The sequence below is a fragment of the Spiroplasma clarkii genome (genome assembly GCF_002795265.1).
GTDB classification, from domain to species: Bacteria; Bacillota_I; Bacilli_A; order Mycoplasmatales; family Mycoplasmataceae; genus Spiroplasma_A; species Spiroplasma_A clarkii.
This window is the reverse complement of record NZ_CP024870.1, coordinates 649,132-669,030: the sequence shown is the minus strand read 5'-3', so window position 1 is coordinate 669,030 and position 19,899 is coordinate 649,132. Positions and strand designations below refer to the sequence as shown.

At 27.5% G+C, this 19,899-nt stretch carries 21 protein-coding genes; all 21 read right to left on the bottom strand.

Going from position 1 to position 19,899, the window contains the following annotated elements; translation table 4 throughout:
• Positions 1-233: 233 nt before the first annotated feature.
• A complete protein-coding gene (locus SCLAR_RS02990; RefSeq protein ID WP_100254457.1) occupies positions 234-2,309 on the bottom strand; it encodes a hypothetical protein in 2,076 nt (691 codons plus the stop codon).
• A 91-nt stretch (positions 2,310-2,400) separates the two neighbouring features.
• Positions 2,401-2,976: a hypothetical protein gene (locus tag SCLAR_RS02985; protein ID WP_100254456.1), complete on the bottom strand. Its 576-nt coding sequence runs from the start codon at positions 2,974-2,976 to the stop codon at positions 2,401-2,403.
• Positions 2,969-3,544, bottom strand: a complete 576-nt coding sequence (locus SCLAR_RS02980) for a hypothetical protein (protein ID WP_100254455.1) — start codon at positions 3,542-3,544, stop codon at positions 2,969-2,971. Before SCLAR_RS02980 ends, SCLAR_RS02985 begins: the two co-directional genes overlap by 8 nt.
• A 41-nt stretch (positions 3,545-3,585) precedes the next feature.
• Complete coding sequence (locus tag SCLAR_RS07165; RefSeq protein WP_186788223.1) at positions 3,586-4,356, bottom strand: IMCp domain-containing protein; 771 nt, start codon at positions 4,354-4,356, stop codon at positions 3,586-3,588.
• A gap of 100 nt (positions 4,357-4,456) precedes the next feature.
• Positions 4,457-5,083 (bottom strand): hypothetical protein, encoded by a 627-nt coding sequence (locus SCLAR_RS02970; RefSeq protein WP_100254454.1) that lies wholly within the window; start codon positions 5,081-5,083, stop codon positions 4,457-4,459.
• Between the two features lie 386 nt (positions 5,084-5,469).
• Positions 5,470-6,291: a hypothetical protein gene (locus SCLAR_RS02965; protein ID WP_100254453.1), complete on the bottom strand. Its 822-nt coding sequence runs from the start codon at positions 6,289-6,291 to the stop codon at positions 5,470-5,472.
• A gap of 15 nt (positions 6,292-6,306) precedes the next feature.
• Entirely contained in the window at positions 6,307-6,843 is a 537-nt protein-coding gene (locus SCLAR_RS02960) for a hypothetical protein (protein WP_100254452.1), read from the bottom strand.
• Between the two features lie 253 nt (positions 6,844-7,096).
• Positions 7,097-7,333, bottom strand: coding sequence for a S1 RNA-binding domain-containing protein (locus SCLAR_RS02955; RefSeq protein WP_100254451.1), 237 nt, complete (start codon positions 7,331-7,333; stop codon positions 7,097-7,099).
• An 89-nt stretch (positions 7,334-7,422) separates the two neighbouring features.
• Complete coding sequence (locus SCLAR_RS02950) at positions 7,423-8,274, bottom strand: ROK family protein (protein WP_157795131.1); 852 nt, start codon at positions 8,272-8,274, stop codon at positions 7,423-7,425.
• 17 nt (positions 8,275-8,291) lie between these two features.
• The gene (locus SCLAR_RS02945) at positions 8,292-8,729 is read right to left on the bottom strand and encodes a dual specificity protein phosphatase family protein (RefSeq protein WP_100254449.1); all 438 of its coding nucleotides are present in this window, start codon (positions 8,727-8,729) and stop codon (positions 8,292-8,294) included.
• A 14-nt stretch (positions 8,730-8,743) separates the two neighbouring features.
• The gene (locus SCLAR_RS02940; RefSeq protein ID WP_100254448.1) at positions 8,744-9,175 is read right to left on the bottom strand and encodes a hypothetical protein; all 432 of its coding nucleotides are present in this window, start codon (positions 9,173-9,175) and stop codon (positions 8,744-8,746) included.
• A gap of 12 nt (positions 9,176-9,187) precedes the next feature.
• Complete coding sequence (locus SCLAR_RS02935; protein WP_100254447.1) at positions 9,188-9,601, bottom strand: hypothetical protein; 414 nt, start codon at positions 9,599-9,601, stop codon at positions 9,188-9,190.
• Positions 9,602-9,712: 111 nt separating this feature from the next.
• Positions 9,713-10,846, bottom strand: a complete 1,134-nt coding sequence (locus SCLAR_RS02930) for a hypothetical protein (protein ID WP_100254446.1) — start codon at positions 10,844-10,846, stop codon at positions 9,713-9,715.
• A 106-nt stretch (positions 10,847-10,952) separates the two neighbouring features.
• Entirely contained in the window at positions 10,953-11,198 is a 246-nt protein-coding gene (locus tag SCLAR_RS02925; protein ID WP_100254131.1) for a glycine radical domain-containing protein, read from the bottom strand.
• A gap of 81 nt (positions 11,199-11,279) precedes the next feature.
• Positions 11,280-13,343 (bottom strand): hypothetical protein, encoded by a 2,064-nt coding sequence (locus SCLAR_RS02920; protein ID WP_100254445.1) that lies wholly within the window; start codon positions 13,341-13,343, stop codon positions 11,280-11,282.
• 24 nt (positions 13,344-13,367) lie between these two features.
• Positions 13,368-14,288, bottom strand: coding sequence for an alpha/beta fold hydrolase (locus SCLAR_RS02915; protein WP_100254444.1), 921 nt, complete (start codon positions 14,286-14,288; stop codon positions 13,368-13,370).
• A gap of 18 nt (positions 14,289-14,306) precedes the next feature.
• Complete coding sequence (locus tag SCLAR_RS02910; protein ID WP_100254443.1) at positions 14,307-15,044, bottom strand: class I SAM-dependent methyltransferase; 738 nt, start codon at positions 15,042-15,044, stop codon at positions 14,307-14,309.
• A gap of 12 nt (positions 15,045-15,056) precedes the next feature.
• Positions 15,057-15,722 (bottom strand): 5'-methylthioadenosine/S-adenosylhomocysteine nucleosidase, encoded by a 666-nt coding sequence (gene mtnN, locus SCLAR_RS02905; RefSeq protein WP_100254442.1) that lies wholly within the window; start codon positions 15,720-15,722, stop codon positions 15,057-15,059.
• Between the two features lies 1 nt (position 15,723).
• A complete protein-coding gene (locus tag SCLAR_RS02900) occupies positions 15,724-16,824 on the bottom strand; it encodes a nicotinate-nucleotide adenylyltransferase (RefSeq protein ID WP_211277561.1) in 1,101 nt (366 codons plus the stop codon).
• A 2-nt stretch (positions 16,825-16,826) separates the two neighbouring features.
• Positions 16,827-17,687, bottom strand: a complete 861-nt coding sequence (locus SCLAR_RS02895; protein WP_100254440.1) for an HAD family hydrolase — start codon at positions 17,685-17,687, stop codon at positions 16,827-16,829.
• A gap of 258 nt (positions 17,688-17,945) precedes the next feature.
• Complete coding sequence (locus SCLAR_RS02890; protein ID WP_100254439.1) at positions 17,946-19,661, bottom strand: hypothetical protein; 1,716 nt, start codon at positions 19,659-19,661, stop codon at positions 17,946-17,948.
• Positions 19,662-19,899 lie beyond the last annotated feature (238 nt).

The following is a 19,899-nucleotide window of genomic DNA, read 5'->3' as shown; positions in this document are numbered from 1 at the left end:
ACTTTCAAAACCATTATTATCAAAAATCTAAAGCTTTCAAAAATTAGTATAAAGACTCTTATCAAACTTTTGAATAATCATTTTTTTGATACAGTCATTTCTAGTTAATTGCTAAAAATAGAGCAAAATAGATTATAGTGGTTATCACCAATATAATTTTGTGATAAAAAAATTAATTAAAAAAACCATCTTCAATCAAATAAACAAGTTTAAAAATGGTTAATTTCAAATAATTAATTTGTAGTTTTATAAAATTTATCAATGTTAAATTTATATTTAACAAGTAAGTATTTTTTCTCTCAAGTTTCCTCTTCTAAAACTTTGAAAACATTAAGTATCTCTCTAAATGTATCAATATTTTCAATTTGCATTGCTACACTATTTCGGTAAATTGAAATATAACTTAAGAAACTTCCAATTGTTGCTTTGCAATTTGGTTTAATTTTAAAGATATAGATGTTATCACCAACATTAACCACCTCTTCAAAGAATTTATTTTTCTCAGGTAATTTTACATCATGATGTAAAATTACATACAGCTTATCATTTTTAATAATTGCTTTTTGAATGTTGTGGTAATCTCCAAATAATTTAACAAGATCTTGAACATCATGTTTTGTTTTATATTCTGCTGATTTATAATATTCAAATGGGTTAAAGTGTAAGAATTTAAATCAAGCAAAGCTAGCAATAGACATTAAACCAAAACTCACTCCCCCAACAATAAGTGCTTTATAAGCAGTAGAAGCTCCAAATTCAGAATATGGAATTACTCCTCCAATAATAAAGTCAAACAGCCCTGTTGAATTATAATTTATGATAAACATACTAATAAACATAGCAGTCATTCCTGTAAAGGCCATAAATGGTAAATAAATTGCCAAGAAGAAAACTGGTGAAGCTATGAGTAAAATTAAAGCTAACAAGAAAGTATTACCAGTTAGAACTGAAGTTAGCATTGCTATTAAGAAAAGTGGTAAATTCTTTATTGCAGATTTTTTGTTCATAGCACACAACATTCCAATAGCTGCTGCTGGAAGAATAAACATTGAGCTTAAAAATCCTGTTGCTGAAAATCTAGTAACATAAATTCCAGCAGCTCATAAATCTTCAATGTATAAATATGGTAATTTGGTTCTATCAACCTCTCCAAAACCTGAATCTATCCAAGCTTGGCGGTTGTATTCTAAAACTTTATGAGCAATATTTTGATCTCCAACTTGTGAAAATAAGTTAACTCCATCACCTTCAATAGCAAATTTAAGTCATGACTCTGTTCATTTTGTATAGGTAAGTGAATTTAATACTGGATCACTTTCACTTGAATATAGTTCTTTTAAACCCTCAATATCTAGACCTAAGTTATAAACATGATTAAAATCTTGAGTTGACATTTTTACATCAGTTTGTTGAGCAGCTCTTCTTAAATAAACTGCCAAAATTCTTGAATAACTGCCATCAAAGCTTCCTCCAACACTTGTTGTTAATAAGGGGTCTCTAATAAAACTCACTGTATTAAGTGGTTGACCTAGTGCCTCTAAAATTTGAAACAAAAAGATATCTAACCCTTTTGGTGCTCTTGCAATTAATCCTAGTAGAGAAATTAGACCAATACAAACTCCTGGTCATACTAAAATTCAAATAAATGTTAAAACCACAATTATTACTGGAGTTAATATATAAGCTAATTTTTCACCATTTAAAAATCCCCCACTAAATTTTAAAGGTTTTAAAAATTTGTATGTTATTAGAATAATAATTGCAGTGATTACCAAAAAGTAGACTGATGTATTTCAAAAACTAATAAAGCCATAACTTACTGCAAAGAAATTGTAATTAATATTTTTATAAAACAACACTTGTGCTTGATCACCAACTTCTGTAGTCAAAAGGCTTGTAACCAAAACAAAAATAGCTTGAGCTGCAATTGAACTTAAAATTGAAAAAAGTTTTTTATTTGTAAATGAATACATTAAACAAAAAACCAAAACTACTCCAATGTTTAAAAAAACTAATTCACTAACTATTTTAAAGATATTTGCAATTTGTGTATTATTTGTAAATTTTGCCAATGCTGTTCAACCAATTGAAAAAAAGGCAGCAATTGGAATGAAAATAACTAATAGCATTAGTGATCCTGTTAATTTAGAAAGCATTGTTCGGTTATCATTGACATTCATTTTTTTCAAAAAAACAAAGTCATTTTCATCGATGTACTCTCAATTTTCAATCAAAACATTATTTTTATTAATCATGTTTTTATAGTCAATTAATTTATTGACTTGTATATCTTTTACATTTTTTTCCATAACAATTTTCCTTTACAATATTATACCACTTTTGCTCTCATCTTACAATGGAGTAGCTTGGAGTATTGTGAAATTTTGTGAGTATTAATAATTATTGAGGAGTTAATTTTATTTCCAAAGCTGTGCTTTCGCTTAATCAATCTTTTAAGCGAAAGTTATAACTTAAAACCATAACTTCATAAACATCTTGGGGATCATAATAGGCAATCATCAAAACAGTTCTTTTTAAATTATGAGTAATTGTTCTAATTTTATCTTTATTAATAATTGTTCCATCTAAAAATAAATAATTATTTTCATGTTCAACAATAATTAATGACTTTGTAAATCTCCCCATCATTAATAAATTTGCCAAGATAAAGATTGTGTAAACTAAATAAAGAATATTAAAAATTAATTTTAGTTGACTTAATTTCTCATCATTTGTTAAATTAAGATTGTTTTGCAGAATTGTTAAAACTGCAAAAGCAATTGTTGGTGCCAACAGACCAGGTAAAATTATTAAGAAAGCTACATAAAATCAAATAATTAAATTTCTATTTTTATAGATTCTTTCAAATTTACTAGCTTTAATTTTACAAATTTTAACAAGTACTCTAATTAACATTGCTATCATTAAAATACTGCAAACCCCAATTAATACAATTCCTGTAAATACACTACTCATTGTGATGCTCCTTAATTTTTTTATAAGCAAGTATTAAATCAAAATTATCTTCACAAGCAATCAGAAATCTTTTATCTAAAACATTTAGTTCAAAACCATTGAAGATTGTTTTTGAATTACTAAAGGTCACTTCATGAATGATTGACTTTGAAGTTAGTTTGACAATTAAATACTCCATTTTAGCTTCTAATAAAAGTCTCTTATTTGTTAAAATTACCCTACACTCTTCTTCTAGAAGTTTTTTATTTGAATAAAATAAGCGATAATCATTCTTAAAATTATTTTCAAAAAAACTAGTTTTAAAATGTTTCTCTTTAATTTTTTTATAAAACAATTTAGTTGTTAGGCTTGCATAAGCAGTTTCTCCAACTGGTAAGGGATACTCAATCTCAATTGGTTTTAAATTATAATTTTCCAATGCTGTTGTCAGCATTTCTTGATATAATTTTTTTTGAATCTTAAAGTTTTTAAATTTTTTCCTTCACCAAATTGCTAGTGATCCACTTACAATTAAAGCAGCTATCCAAATACTTGCAAAAATAATGACTAGTGTAAATCTTTCACCCATTTTTTTATTCCTTTAAACTTCTTTCACAAAAAAAGAGCATCCTATTGCTCTAATTTTGAAATAAAATTGTTTAATTCAGTTGGAGTCAATCATGATTTTGTGTTTTCATCATATATACCATGTGTTCTACCTCTAAATTTAATTCTTGAAGTAATTGGTGCTCTTTTTGGTCTATTTCTAATAGCAGACCCTCTGTTTGGTCTTAGTCTTTCTAAAGAACTTGATGTAGATAAAGATTCATCTTTTAAATAATTAATTGGACCTTCTTCTACTTGTTCCATTGGAACTTTGACAATTTTTTCAACTATTTTTTCAACAATAACTTCAACAGGTTTTTCAACAATTTTTTCAACTATTTTTTCAACAGGTTTTTCAATGATTTTTTCAACAACCCCACCAACTGTTGCTTGAGCTGGTGCAGTATGTGTGTATTGTGCTGGAGTTTGTGCAACAGTTGGTTGTTCTCCAGGTCCACTGCAATTAACTGTAATGTTACCATATGAGATTCCTCTACCAAATGGCATACCTGCTGGTTGGTTAAAATCATTATACATAGGGTATTGCATTGGCATTTGTTGCATTGGCATCATTTGATTCATGTTCATAAATGGTTGACAGGCTTGTTGGCTTTGAACTGGCATTGTGTTTGCTACTGGATAAAATTTTTGTCCATAGGCTGGATTATTGCTCAACTGATCATTTAAATATGCACAAAAATCTTCAGCTTCTTCAAATGAATTAAATTCACCCAACTTTGTCATGGTTGGATCTACAACATAAAAAACATCTGTATTTTGTAATACATAATACATATAACTCACCCTCCTGTAAGATTTATATTAAAATAAATCTACTTATATTATACACTATTTTTCAAACTTTTCATACACTAACTGTATGAGTGAACTAACCCTATTTTTTGTTTTTTTTGCTGAGTTTTAGTTCTGCTTTGGCTTGTTTTGCCATTTCAATCTCTCTTTGCTTTTGTTCTTTTTTTTGTAACTTGATATCCTTTTTGCTTACTTTTTTTACTGGAAGATCTTCATCATCTTCTCCAGTGTGCGAATCTATGACAATGACATCACTGGTCACTTCATCACTTTCATTAGCATTTGTAACTACATCAATTTCTTGGGTTACTTCACCAAGTTCACTAGTTGCTTGATTTGTAAAATCAAGAGTTTGTGTTTCTGGATCAATTGGTGCAATTGGAATACCACCAGAATTAATACCTCCATTTGCAACTGCTGCAGTTGAAATTGTTTCAATCTCACCAGTTGGTGTAACAACTTGTGTTGTTTCAAGTGCTTTAATTTCTGGAGTTACATCAAGTGAATTGCGTTTTAAGATTTTTGAAAAATCTTTTCTGATTCGTTTTGATGGATCAATAATTCCTTTTTCAATGTTGGTTTCTTCAATTTTTTTCATTTTTAAGTAGTTTTGTAATGAAGCATTATCTTGAAAAACTGCAATAACAACATCAGAAACTGCATCAACAACTTCATATTTACCATTAATAGTTATAATGTAGTACTTCACTTTGCCCAGCCCCTATACTAATTTAATCTTTAACAATTATACCATAATTTAGCGGGTTTTTTCACTAAATCTATGCTAGGCAACAATAAGGAATGCATTATTTTTTATTGGTTAAACACAAAAAAAGGAACCCTTTTTTATATAATATATTTGAACAAAAAACATAGAAAAAAGGTACCTTATGAATATTATAGACAATATTAAGGCAAATATAAACAGATATAAGATAAATATTTTAGAATTCCTGATTATCAAAACAAAAAAGGACTAAATGTTATCAAAACAAAACTGGACTATTACTTTGAAATAAAAAAGTGATTAAATTCACTCTTTTCAAATCACACAAAACAATTAAAATTATCTAATTTTTGTAAAATTAGTTTTTACTATTTTTCTTCCATTGGCTTTTCAACAATAGGTTTTTCAATTAACTCATCCATTTCAAAGGCGCGAACTCGTTGAGGTTTATATTTATTATATTTACGACTATGTAAATATGGTTGACTGATTGCTGCATAGCTTTTTCTCATTTCAGTGACAACAATCTTATATAGTTTTTCAACCCCATCTTTGATGAATTCTAAGTCATTTTTTTGCATATTTGTGTAGCATTTTTGAAAATCTGGGTCTTTAATTCTTTCATAAATATCATAACTATATTTCATGCTTAATTTTTTTGGTAAAGTAATTTTCGACAAAATCACATCAAAGTTTAAAAACTTATTTAAACGTTTTAATTTATATTCAATTTCTTTTTTCTCAGGACTTAAAACTAACATTCGGTTAATGGTTGGTAAAACTATTAACAAAATATTTTTAAACCATTCATTGATGTGATCTAACTTAATAAAATGCAAAAATAAGTTCAATTCAATTTTATAGTTATTTAAACGACCATTAATTTCTTCATTTTCAATGATTTCATTTAAATCTTCAGCTTCAATGTAAATTGGTTGGTTATAATTAATGTTTATTGTGGTTTCAAATTCTCCAACTCATTTTGTTCTAATAAATAAATTAATTTCAAATAAAGGATGACTCATGCGGAAATTATGTTCAGGCATATCTTCAGCAATACAACTCATGTGAGCAAAAGCTTCTTCATGGATTTCTCTTCTTTGCAATAATCAAACAATTTTAAAAACTATCCAAGCATCTCTTGGATGGATATAATCTTCACAAATTCAGCATCTTTTTTCTTCATACATTTACACTCCTCCTTTTTAGGCAATTTTTGCTATTAAATTATTAATAAAATTATAAAATGAATCATAATAGTCACAGGTGTACTCATTGGCAATTTGTTCTGCCAGGTTTGCATGCTTTAAGATTTCAACAGTCATATTAATTTCATCTGGTCTTAAGGTTGCTAAAAATCTAATAAACTTTGAATGAGGTTTTGGTGAAACCTCTTTGAACCCTGCTTTTAACAAGGCTTCATAATGATCAAGTTCAGTGGCTGCAAGGTACTGCCTTATTTGGTCTTCTGTATCCACACGACTTGAATAAAGGGCCTCACTTTTTTTACCATCATTTGGTATAAAAAATAAAGCCTCACTTGCATTAAAACGAATATATAAATTGGTTTTAATATTTGACTTATTATAGAATGAAACAAGGTATACATTATGCAGTGTTGCAGGCTGGTTTTCATAAGTGTAACTTAAATCTTGCTTGCGATTTACATTTATCTGACTGTTTTTATTTTCGGTCAAAATAGTCTTTAGCCTCTTTAATGCTACTGTTTCAAACTTCTCCATTTTTTACCACATCCGCAACTAATTCTATAAATATTTTAACATTATCAAATTTAATTAGTTTAAGATTTTGTAAAAAGATTCATTATTCTAGGCTAGTAAAATTTGCAGCAAATAAAAAATAATGAGTCGGGCTCATTATTTTTTAAGATTAAAATATTCATTAAACGATTTATGTTAAAAGTGGAAAATTACTGGTATAAAAGTAACTATTTCTTAAAATATAAACAATTTATAAACAATTCAATATCCTTAATTATGCATTAACTCTTTTTAAAGAAATTTTTGCTTGGTTTTTTTCTTCATCAACTGAAATTACATAACCGTCTTTAACATCACCAACATTTACATAATCTGCAATGTTTGATACAAATCCATTAGTAATTTCAGTAATGTGGATTAATCCTTTGTAAACTTTTCCATCAATTTCAGCATCGCAAAATGCTCCAAAGTTAGCCAAGTTTGTAATAGTTACTTTTACTGTTTGTCCCATAATTTACACTCCCTTCATTATTTACTATACATTAAAAAGTGGAGAAAAAATAAGTTTTTTTAAATTTATCTTGCAAAAGCATACTTATTTTATAGATTTGCACAACCGATAAATGTACTTTCATCAAGATCTTTAGCAAATTCAAACTTTGTTTGGTAATTAATATCTTGTGTTACTTTAATAACCTCTGCAAAAATTTCTTCAAATCACTCTTGGTTGTGCATTGCTACACTTCCACCAACCACAACTATTTCAGGATTTAAAAAATAAATAGCAGTGGCAAACATTACCACAAGTTTTTGCTTGATTTTAGCAAAATACTCATTAACTATCTGATTTGTTTTTGCATAGTACATTTCAAAAGCTGTTTTGGTGTCTTTGACTGAAACTCCAAGACTTTGTAATTTTAAAGCAATATTTTTCCCACTAGCGAAGTATTCAATTCCTGATTTAGCAGTTCCAAAATCTAAATCTGGAAAAGAATTTGCAATCTCACAAGCTGTACCTGTAAAACCATTATAAATTTTTTGATCAATAATCATTCCACAACCAATTCCTGTAGAAATTGTAAAGTAAAGCAATGAGTGTAAATCATGTCTGACATTAAATTGCCCTAAAGCTGCCACATTGGCATCATTGTTAATACGGATGTCTCAAACTTGAAAAACTGAACCAAATTCTTCTTTTAAATTCTTATTGTTTCAATCTTCTAGATTTGGCGAGTTATAAATTTTCCCACTTTTAATGTCAAGTGGGCCTGGACAAGCAATCCCAATAAACTCAACCTTTTCTGCTCATTGGTCAAAGGTTGTTTTGATTTTAAGAATGTTTTCTTTATAGTTTTTTACATTGTTAAAAAACTCTGAGCTTTTAACTACTTGATTGTCTTTAACTAGGGCAAACCTAATTTTGGTTCCCCCAATATCAATTGATAAATTCATTTTCATTTCTCCTTTTATTAAAAATTGTATGGGTATTTTTCTTGTAAAAAGATCTTTCACCCTGGATTGGGGGCATGATCTGGATAGATTTTTCAAAATTCTTTTTGAGCAGTAGCATAACTATTACCCCCAATTAATTTGTTTCGCACCATATACATAAATACAATTGAGGCACTGCGATTAACACCTCATAAACAATGCACATAGATCTTTTTATTAGCAATGTTTTTTTCTATTTGTTTGATAGTGTCATCAATTAGACCAATATCCATTTTTTCATATTGAGGATAATCTGCATATTTGTAATAAATCACATTACCATCATGAAACTTAGAGGTATTTTGATCAGGTGCTACATCAAAATAAATTTCTTCAGCACAACTCAAACGCAATTTGGTATCTGTTGGAGCTGAATGTTGATCTCCTAAATATAGATTTTTTGTTATTTTTCTCATAGTAACTCTCCTTTTTATTGGGTAATTATCTTGTCATATAATTTTGGCTGACAATTTGAACAACTATATGAGTTTGATAAACTTAGTTGTTCGTTAGGAAAATGGATGTCGCAATACAGGCAATGAATCATTGCAAAAACTTCTTTTGACAAATCTTCTAGTTCAATTTTTTCAAAATTGAGTAACATTGTTTGGTCATCAATTTTGTCATTATTAAAAATCGGACTATTAATTTTTTGACATTCACCACAATTTTTTGTAATAATTTGGTAACAATTTCTTAAAGGGTTTTCAAAACTACATTTACTATTTTTTTTATTTATGTAAGTGTTAAGAATTACACTTTCAAGTTCTTGCCAGTACTCTTTTGTAATTTCTAAAGTCTTGTTCTCTATGGAGAGTTCCTTTAGAGCATTACTTAGATTTTCATAATCTTTGTTTTTCATATGACACCTCAACTAATTTTTAATTAAATAATTTGGACAACAGCTGTTACACATAGTTTGATAACACCAATTGCACTTGTGGTTTGGAACCTGATGGTTATTACAATTTAAACAGTGAGTGATATTTTGACTTGTAGTTAGTAAATTAATTAACTGTTCATCAGATAAATTGGTTTGTAATTCATTATAATAATTATTTTGACATTCACCACAATTCCTAATAATTTTAGCCTCTAAATAAAGGTAAGCAAAATTGAAGTTCACTTTTTCACCATTTTTTGTAATAGAACTGACTTTTTTTAAAAATGTCTCTACCAATTGTTCTTGTTCTACACCCATAGTTTCAAGTGAATCTAATTCAATTTGCTTTTTAATCTTTTTAAGTATTTTTACCTCTCTTAATGGCTTTTGATCACCTTGTTTCATTTTTAATACCTCATATTTATTATAATCAATAACCACACTTTTGCTCAAAGATATTAAGAATTTTTCCAAACTTTTTTAAAAAAAATAAAACAAGCACCACTGAGTTGCTTGTTATTTTAAATCCATCTTAAACTTTGTAAGTTCTTTAATTGTTGTTATTTGGGTTGTTTTTCAAATTGCATACTCACTTAGCAAGTTATTGCGAATGATTTCATCATTAAAGATTTTACCTGTTTTTTCACATTCAATAATTCAATTTTCAATTAATTCATAGTCTGAAATTAATCCTTGTAAAAACTGTTTCATTTCTGATTTATTTGTAAAAATACAAGTTGCATTACCGACTGCTGCAATTAAAGCACCAATATAGGCTGCACTATTTTTTGGGCTAAAAACTTTGGTTTTATAATTAAATTTATCAGTTAAAGCTGAGGTTTTGATTGGCTGCTTGTTTTCTGCTAAAACTTTGGGTTGCTCAAAACCTACACCTTGGTCATAGCCAAAGTAATTAAACACTGTTTTTGGACGTTCACCTTTGCCACTCAACATTTGTGAGATTGTGCTATGATATATTTCATAAATTTCAAGTGAACTAATAATCAGCACTTGATTTGGACAAACATGAGAAAGCAAGGCAAATGGAGTGTATTTTGATTTGGCAAAAACTAGATCAAAGACCGATTCTTTTCCATCTTCTAAGGCTTCAAAGGGAATTTGGGTCATTAAGTTTGCTGGTGAGAAAAAAGTGACTGGTTTGTCCAAATAATAAAAGTTAAAAATTGTCTTCTCCATAAATCACTGTGTAACCACAGGTATTTGAAAATCATTGTAGTTAATTGAATGATTATTTGCTTTTTTTATATCTAAATTCAAAGCTTCACTGATGGCTTTGTGTCATCTCTTTTCGTCATTTGCCAATAATTTTAATCAACTTGGATTTCTTAAGTAATTTATTAAGTAAAACTTAGCTAATTTAAGCACTTCATCTCTGGTCAAATCCCCTTGTCAATTTTGTTGACTTATTTTCTTAAAAATTGGGTCAATATTAGTTTTACAAAATTCCTCAAAATCCACATTTAACTGGTTTTGACTTTGATTTTGGTTAGTAAAAGCTAAATTAAATTTGAAATCCAAACTCTTGTGTTCTAAGATCTGGATACCATCATATGAAAAGACTTCTGGATTTGTTGTGAAACCTTGTTGCAGACTTTTAGGAATATAATAATTGTTTTGATAATTTGACATAATAACACCTTTCGCTTTTGTGTGATTGTTATAAAATTAAGAAAAAATCACCTATTTCTTAGCTAAACAAACTAAGAATTGAAGATGATTTTTATAATATCATAAATTACATTGATTCGTGGAAAGTTCTTGAGATAACTTCATCTTGTTGTTGTTTTGTTAATTTAACAAAGTTAACTGCATATCCAGAAACTCTAATTGTTAATTGTGGGTGGTTTTCTGGATGGGCTTGTGCATCTCTTAAAACCTCTCTACGTAATACATTGACATTTAAGTGGTGTCCCCCATTAGCCATATAACCATCTAACATATTTACTAGGTTACCAACTTGTTGTTTTGAGAATTTTTCCATAAAATACAACTCCTTTTCTTTAATATAATTATATTCTAGATTTTGTGATTATTTATGGAAATTGAAATATGAAAAAAAATTTTACATATTTCAAAATCTTCTTAAAATGTAAGTCATAATGTATCTTTCTAAAATTATTGAAATCTTAGTTAAATTAGAGTATGAATTAATTTTTACACTCCAAATACTTGGGGTGTAAAGTTCCACTAGATAAAGACTTAGCTTTGAAAAATTATCACCATTGTCCTCCAAGTTACTCATTGCATATAAAATCAGTTGCACAACTCCAGCAAAATTTTTTATACTTACCTTATCAGTAATTTCAATCTGGGATTTTTTAGGACTTTTGGTTGATTCTAAGCAATTGTGTAAAATTTCAGCTGTTTTAAATTCATCTATCTCAACAGCACACAATTTAGATTCTTTATTAACTTTCAACTCAAAAATTTTATTTGAATCTAAGTCAATGAAATCAATTTCTCCTGAGACATGAAACTTACCAATTTTGCTTAAACATTTCTTGTGATACTCAATATTGCTAGATTGCAAAAAAACATTTTTAAATTTATTTGTTTCAACTAGTGAATTTGAAATTGAATTTTTAATACTTTCACTGCTTCTGTTATAAAATCTCTTGATTTTTTCATAAGCTTTTTGGATATTAGCAACTTTATTTTTTTCACTACTGTCATTTTGATCTATATTTTTTGTGATTTTTGCAATTCAATTGTTTGAATTGTCATTTAATGCTGCAAAAAAATCTTCTACATCTTCTTCAAAATTAAATTTAAATGCATTTGCTTGATTTGTACTACTTTTGAAACTAATATTGCTTAATTTATATTTCATAGTGCTGAAATAAATATAAAACTCAATTATTTGAGAGTAGAATACAGCTTTTTGTTTTATGATTATTTCATTGCTTTGCTTTAAAAGATTTTCAAACTCATCTCTAAGCTGCTCTAATCCAGTCAACTTAACTCCATTATGAATTTCTACATCTTTTGTTATATCTTTAATTTCTAAATATTGTTCAAGTGATTTTAAATAACCAAGATTACTTTTCAAAAACTTTTTATTAATAAGATTTGAAACAATTATTTTTAAATTAGATTCTCGACCTTGAAGCATGCCAGATTTTAATCTACTAATTTTTGTTATGAACTCATCTTTTGTAAATTTACCAACAATATAAATTTTATTTGTAATCAAACCAATAATTTCTAAAAATGAATTATATCAATTATTGAAATATTCAGGTTTACTAATATTACTTTTGCCAACCAATAATACTAAATTATAATATTTAAAGTCAACTGTTTTCTCTGGTGTTTTGAAAAAATTTATGTTAATGACTTGATCATGTCCAACTTCTGTTTTAACTTTTTTAATGCTAACATTTTCAAAGTCATAAACTATCATTGTTTCTTTAGATTCTAGTTTCGAGTATGAAAATATATTACTGTTATGAATATTAAAGCGATTAAATTGTTTTTCACTTGTGAGATGATCAAGTTTTCCAGGATATATTTGTTTAATTACCTCCAAATCATATTTTGAAAATCAAAAATTCTGACTCATTGTTATCTCAATAAAATAATTTGTAAAATATGGTATCAACTCATCAATTATAGATATTAAATTTTGTTGCTCAATTAGTCCACTAGATTTTTTTGATATATTTACTGGAAAACTAGCACAAAAAATTATTTGTTTTTCATGAGAACTTTTATTACAATCATCATCAATGTGGTTATTTCAACCAAACTCTGGCCTTGGGTCTGCAAAACATTTAAACAATTTACCATTTATAATTGCTAAAGCTTCTTTTAATAATTTATTGTTATTCAAAAAATTAATGTTTTCAAAATAAAAAATATCATACTCTTCAAAATTAGTATCACTATTAATATCTTTTAAATTTATGATTTGAATATTTTCTTGATCACTAAATCTTTTCAAAAAATTTGGTTTGATATTAAAATTATTAAATCATATATAAAGAAGTTTTTTCTGACTGCCAATTGCTTTAAGAACTGCAGTCTTCCTACCGGACTTTGGCAGTGAAATTATTTTTAAATTTTTTCCTGAGTTAATTGCTTTAACAATTTCATCTTGTGCTTTATTTAATACTAAACCTTCCATTAGTTTTTACCTTAAACTAATTTTTTATAAGCAAGAATTCAAGAAAGCAATTGTATCTTTTTCAACAAGATCTTTATCATTGTCAAACAATATTTCATGTCTTAAATTTTCATAAAATTTTAACTTAACATTCTTGTTAGCTTTTAAAAACGCTTGATAAGTTTTTTTTACACCTTTCCCATAAGCTCCTACTGGATCATTGGTTCCTGCAACTAGCAAGATTGGTGTGTTTGAATTCATTTTCAAAATATTCTTTTGATTTTGATTATATAAAATTCCACTAAACATATCTTTGAAAGTTGATGATGTAAAAATTTGTCCACAAAGTTCATCATCATTAAATTTTTTAACATTTTCTTGATTAATACTTAATCACTCACAACCTGTAGTTCCTTCTTTTTTAAATTTTTTATTTAATGGTCTGTAACTTAATTTTCAAATATATTTATCAATATGTTTTGGACCAAATTTCTTTTGATTCTTCTTAGCAACATTAGTTCCGAATTTTAAAACAAATTTACTATGTCAAGCAGTACCACTTAAAACACAACCGCTCAAAGTTTCTGGATAATCAATTAGATATGTTCTTGCCATAAAACTTCCCATTGAATGTCCCAACATTACAATTTTTAAATTAGGATATGTTTTTTTAATAAAATCATTGACAATTTTTAAATCATGAATGATTGTGTTTCAACCATCATCATCTGCAAGGTATCCTAATTCATTGTTGGCTAAGTCTGCAGTTTTTCCATGTCCTCGGTGATCATTGGCAACAACTATTCAGCCATTTTTATTTAACGTTGAAGCAAAATCATTATAACGAAAGGCATGCTCACAACTTCCATGAACAAGTTGTAAAACTCCAACTGGTTTTTCAACATCATCTCATAAAGATGTATGTAATTCTTTTTCATCAAAACTTTTGATTTTTATTTCTTTCATTTTTAAAACCCTCTCAATTTATTTTTTACAAATAAATGTAACTGTTTTCAAGTTAATTAATTTTTTGTTATTGTAGTTTAAGACAACTTCAATTTCTTTAAAACCAATTTCATTTAATATGGATTTAAATTCTTCAACTCCATATCATGACAGTTTAACATTTTGTTCTTCTTGAATTTCTTCATTAATAAAATATTGTATTTTATTAATTGTGTATTGTTCAATTCAATTAATTGTTTGTGAATAATTTTTAACTAATAGTTTAATTCCTTTGACATTATGAATATATTCATGACTTGCACCAGCAACAAATTCAACTGGAAAAATTAAATCCAAAACTAACTGTCCATTATGAATAAGTGATTCATAAAAGTTTTTTAAAATTATTTTTGCATCAATTCTATTTTCGATTAAACAAAAACTTGCATTAGGCATAATTATCATTTCAAAATAATTTTTAACAAGATAATTTTTTAAGTCTGCACAAATCAATTCACAAGATAAATTATTTATTTGTAAATTGTTCTTGCATAATTTTAACATTTCAGATGATTTATCAACTCCAACAAGATCTATTTTATATTTTAAAAAAGGAACTAACAGTCTTCCATTTCCAACTCCAGCTTCTAAAACCTTCCCCTCAATTGGTAATAAAATATTTTTATAAAATTCTAAATCACCGTCAACACTTGTACCAGACGGTTTAGTTTCATCATACAACATGCTACTATATTTCTCATATTTATTTTTAAACATATTTGTAACTTACTATTTTAATAATTTTAAAATCTCAGTTAATGTTTCTGAGATTTTAATACTACATTGTTGTATGGTTTTGTTAAATTGTTCAGCACTGCTTTTTATAAAAACTGAATCACTAATGACTTTCAATGAAACAATTGGTTTAGCAAAAATAAATGCTGTTTGAAAAATTGCTGTGCTCTCCATATCAACAACTTGAATTTCTGCATTTAATTTATCTAAGAAAAACTCTTTTTGTTGATAAGAACTTATAAAAATATCAGCTGCAGCTAAATTTACATTTTGTAAAGGAAGTACTTTACAAATTTTATTTGTTACTTGTTTATCGCTTTCAAAATATTTTGGCATACGAGGAATTTGTCCATAAGCATATCCAAAGGCTGTGGCATCAGCTGCACTATAATAAGCATGATCTACAAAAACTAAATCAAGTGCTTTTAATTTTTGAGAAACTGTACCGCAAGTTCCAATATTAATAATAATATTTAAATCATACTTTGTTAAAAAATATGAAGTTGAACTTGCAGCATTTACTAAACCTATTCCAGAAATTAAAATCAATTCATTTTCATTTTGATAAATTTTATAAGGACTAGTTTCAATTAATTTTGCTTGACTCTTGTTCAAATAAGTTTGAATCTCTTCTTCCATTGCACAAATAATTCCAATCATGTTAATTATCCTCTTCTATTCAAAATTTGTAAGCTGCAATTAACTGTTTACCAATTTTATCATTACCATGTTTTTTTACAGCAACTTGATATTGTTGTTTTAACAAAGTTTTAAAACCTGTTTTTAAATCTGCATAAGTAATTGAACGATATTTTTCAACACCAGGATAATCTCTTTCAACTGAAATTTTATCAGCACAAAAAACAATCATGTCTAAAATACTCATCTCTTTGGCAGCAACTGTGTGTTTGTAAATTGCTGTAATAACTTCTTCATCTTCAAAAACTCAATCTTGTTGCAAATGAAATGCCCCTGCAAAAGAATGCCAAGTGGGTTCAGGTTCAGTTAATAAATTTGAATCATACTTGGCAATGATTGCTTGCATTTTTTCTTTAGGTCAATTTTTTGCAATGTCATGTAAAGTTCCGGCAACCATAGCACGATTCAAATCAAAATTGTTTAACCTTGCTAAATTTAATGCTGTTTGTCCAACATTTAGCGAATGATAAAATCTCTCTTGACCCATTTTAGATTCTAAGCGTTCATAAATGTACATTAAGTTATTGTTAATATAGTTATTGACTGTTTTGATTTGCAAGTGAACATCTTCTAGGTTACGAATTTTTGTTGAACTCAAATAATTGTTTTCAAATTCAAAGGTTTCTAAATTATATTTTTCAACAATTTTCTCATTGAAGCGATCACTTCTTAAAAAAACTTTAAATTCAATTGCCGCAATTAATTTATCAAACTTGTCTCATTTTTCAAATGAGTCTAATTGATCAGAACCCATTATAAAAGCAAATTTTAAATCAGGATAATTTTTTTGATAATGTTCCACTGTGTCATAAGTGTAACTTCGGGTTTGTTTGCGAACCTCATAGGTTTTTAACTTAACATAATCAAGATCTGCAATTGCCATCTCAATCATTTCAATTCTTTGGCTCACTGATGAGGCTGAAAGATTTTTAAATGGATTTACATAGGCTGGAATAACTCAAACTTCATCAAAACCAAGTTTTTCATAACAAGCCTTAATAATGTTTATGTGGTCTGTGTGGATTGGATCAAAACTTCCCCCAAATAGGGCTACATTTCTCACAACTAAGCCACTTTTTCTATCAGGTTTTGTAAATATTTACCCACACCATTTTCATCAATGTGTTCAATCACAATATCTGCATGTTCTTTTAAAGAAGCAACCCCATTTTCAACAGCAATTCCATAATTTGATTGTTGCACCATCTCATGATCATTGTTGTTGTCTCCAATGACATGAATGTCTTTAACATTAACTTTCATATATTTGGCTCATTGAGCCACTCCTGAGGCTTTGGTTGTTGACTTGTTCATAGCATCAACTAAAAAACGATCATTAATATAAGTTGTTGGATGATTTAACTGTAATTCATCTAATAGTGTTAAAGTTTTTTGTTTTTCAGCTTCCATACCTGCTTTGGGAAAAGAAAATAAAAACTTAACTGGGTTTAAAATGTTTGTTTCAACCTGAGCATACATCAAATCATAATTTTCAAACTCTTGTAGATTTGGGGCAAATTCAGGTGGTAAATGACCATAATGTTTTTTAAACACTTGACCTCTTTCTGAGGTTGTTAGTGCTGCAATTGTTTTTGCTGTATAAATCATCAAATCAAGTTGATTTGCTTGAGCAAATTTAATGATTTTTAAACAAACTGGTTTTGCGAGATTATTTTCATAGATTACCTGTTTTGAAACTGGATCTGTAATCACAGCACCATTACATGAAATCACTGGTAATTTAACTTGAAGTTGATGAATGTAAAGTTTCATAGCCTCATACATTCTACCTGTGACAATAAAAAAATTACCCCCACTTACTTTCTGATAATTTAAAATATCTGCTATGGTTTCATCAAGAATTTGAAAATCTTCATTTCTAACAATTGTTCCATCTAAATCACTACCAACATAAGGATACTGCATGCTTTTCCACCTCTCAAATTTATTTTACTACATTTTAGCTTTTAAATAATTAATTTTGCCATTGAGTTTAAATATCAAAATCTAGCAAGCATAAATGTAGAATTCCACTTATTTGTTTTGATATTTTCATAATATCACAATCCAATCAGCTTTTATTTAGATTTTAATAAAGATTTTTGGTTTTTTATTTGACCAAAAAATAAAAACAAAGTTTCAAACTTTGTCTTTAAAAATCAAAATTTTAGCAATTATGTGGCTTTAACGCTTATAAATAAAGTTTGTTAAAAAGTGATCGATTAAGGCAATATCAATAATATAAACTACACAATCTTCAACAGTTATTTTTGGCTTTATTTTTAAAGAACGATTGACTGCAATTACAATCTCAATTTCAGCATCTTTTGGGATTTTTAAAGATTTTCTTAATTTCTTAAAATCTTTAAATCAAGCATAGTAAGTTTGATTTAAAATACTCATAAATTTAGGATTTTTACCCACCAATAGGTTCATCGCATTTTTTTCATCTGTTCATAAACGTGCAGATTCTTGATAGAAATTTTCAATTATTATCAAGCACTTATTCAAGTTTTTTTCATAAATAATTATGCTTGGGAAAGACCCTGTTTCCCCCTCAACATATTTATTTGAAAAAAATGGAATTGTTGATGGTATATAAGTTGTCATGTTTGAAAATCTTTTTGGGATTTTGTAAAATACTTTATCAACACTACTTCTAACAAGTGCTTGAAATTGAGTTAAAACATTGGTTTTAACATTTTCAGCAATTAAAACAAACTCTTTTTGACAATATGAACCCATTAAAATAATCTCTGGAAAGGCACATAAATAATGGTAGTTTAAATTATCTGAAAATGACAAGATTGGTTTTTTGTAACTGCCAAAGTCAGCAAAATTGTTAAAAACCTCTCCTGAGGTTAAACCTTGTTGTAAATAAACTAATTCTAAAAAGACTTTTTTAATGACTTGTACACTATATTTTTGTTTTCCTCTATCAAAAATTAAGTTGATAAAATCATCTTGATGGTTTTTAAAATCAAAAACACTATTATCATAAAATGTTATGGCAATTATTTTTAATAAATCAAAATAATCAGCAACTGAAATTTCATCATTATAAGGAATTTTTGCTAGTGCTGCTGTTTTATTATCTTTTAAATTATCTATAAAACTGTGATCAATTCATTGCCTAAATCTTGTTAAAATTGCAAGATCATCAGCTGAAGCATACCCTGGTGAATCTTCAAATAAAGGGTCAAAGTTAATTGGGTTTAAAGCATCATCATTTAAAGTGCAAGTTTTTTTATTTTCAACTCCTAAATGCTCTTGAAATTCATTTGCTGCAATCATTTGATTAACATAACCACTCATTCAAATTAACATAAACAATTTTTTGTAGGGTTTTAAATCAAAAACCCTGGCTGCAATCATTTGATCCATAAAATTAAAATTACTAGCAGTGTTTTTATCAAAATTCAGCAATTGTAAAGTTCAAGCAGTTAATGATTCATAAAAGCAACGAATACTTTTCAAATATGCTCGATAAGTATGGCTTTCTTGATTGAATTTAAAAACAGTAATTGGAGTTTTGTAAGTTACTTTATCAACATTTGTTAGCATCACAAATTCTTGTGCTAAAAGTCTTATTCCCAAGTATAAAGCTGTAGTAACATAAGCTTGATTAGTTTCAAGAGCATTATTGCTCACTGCTTTAACTACTGCTCCAGTTTTTGTTTGAATTTTTGTAACATAGCTATTAAATAAAAAGTGAATTTTCTCTGCTAATTCATTTTTAAAAGCAGAGATATTATTAAGGTTTGCTCTCATTAACACTATCATTGTGTTAATATCTGCTCCTGAAATTCCAAAATAATCAAAATAGTTCAATTGTTGATTATTGTCTAAGAAATCATTGGTTCCAGAGATTTTCTTATACATTGTCATGTTATTTCACATAATACCTCCTAAATAAAACTTAATATAATTATACCAAAAAAAAGACCTTAATTTAAGGGTATTGATACCCCCCTAATTTCATTAAATTGAAAAAAATTGAATTTTTTTAACAAAAATACTTGATAAATTTGTAGAATATGATATATTTAAGAATGTCCTTTCGGACCACTCAGGCTATATTTTTGCCCAACACATCACTTTCATTCGGGTAAAAATATATATCATCCTTTCTTTCGAC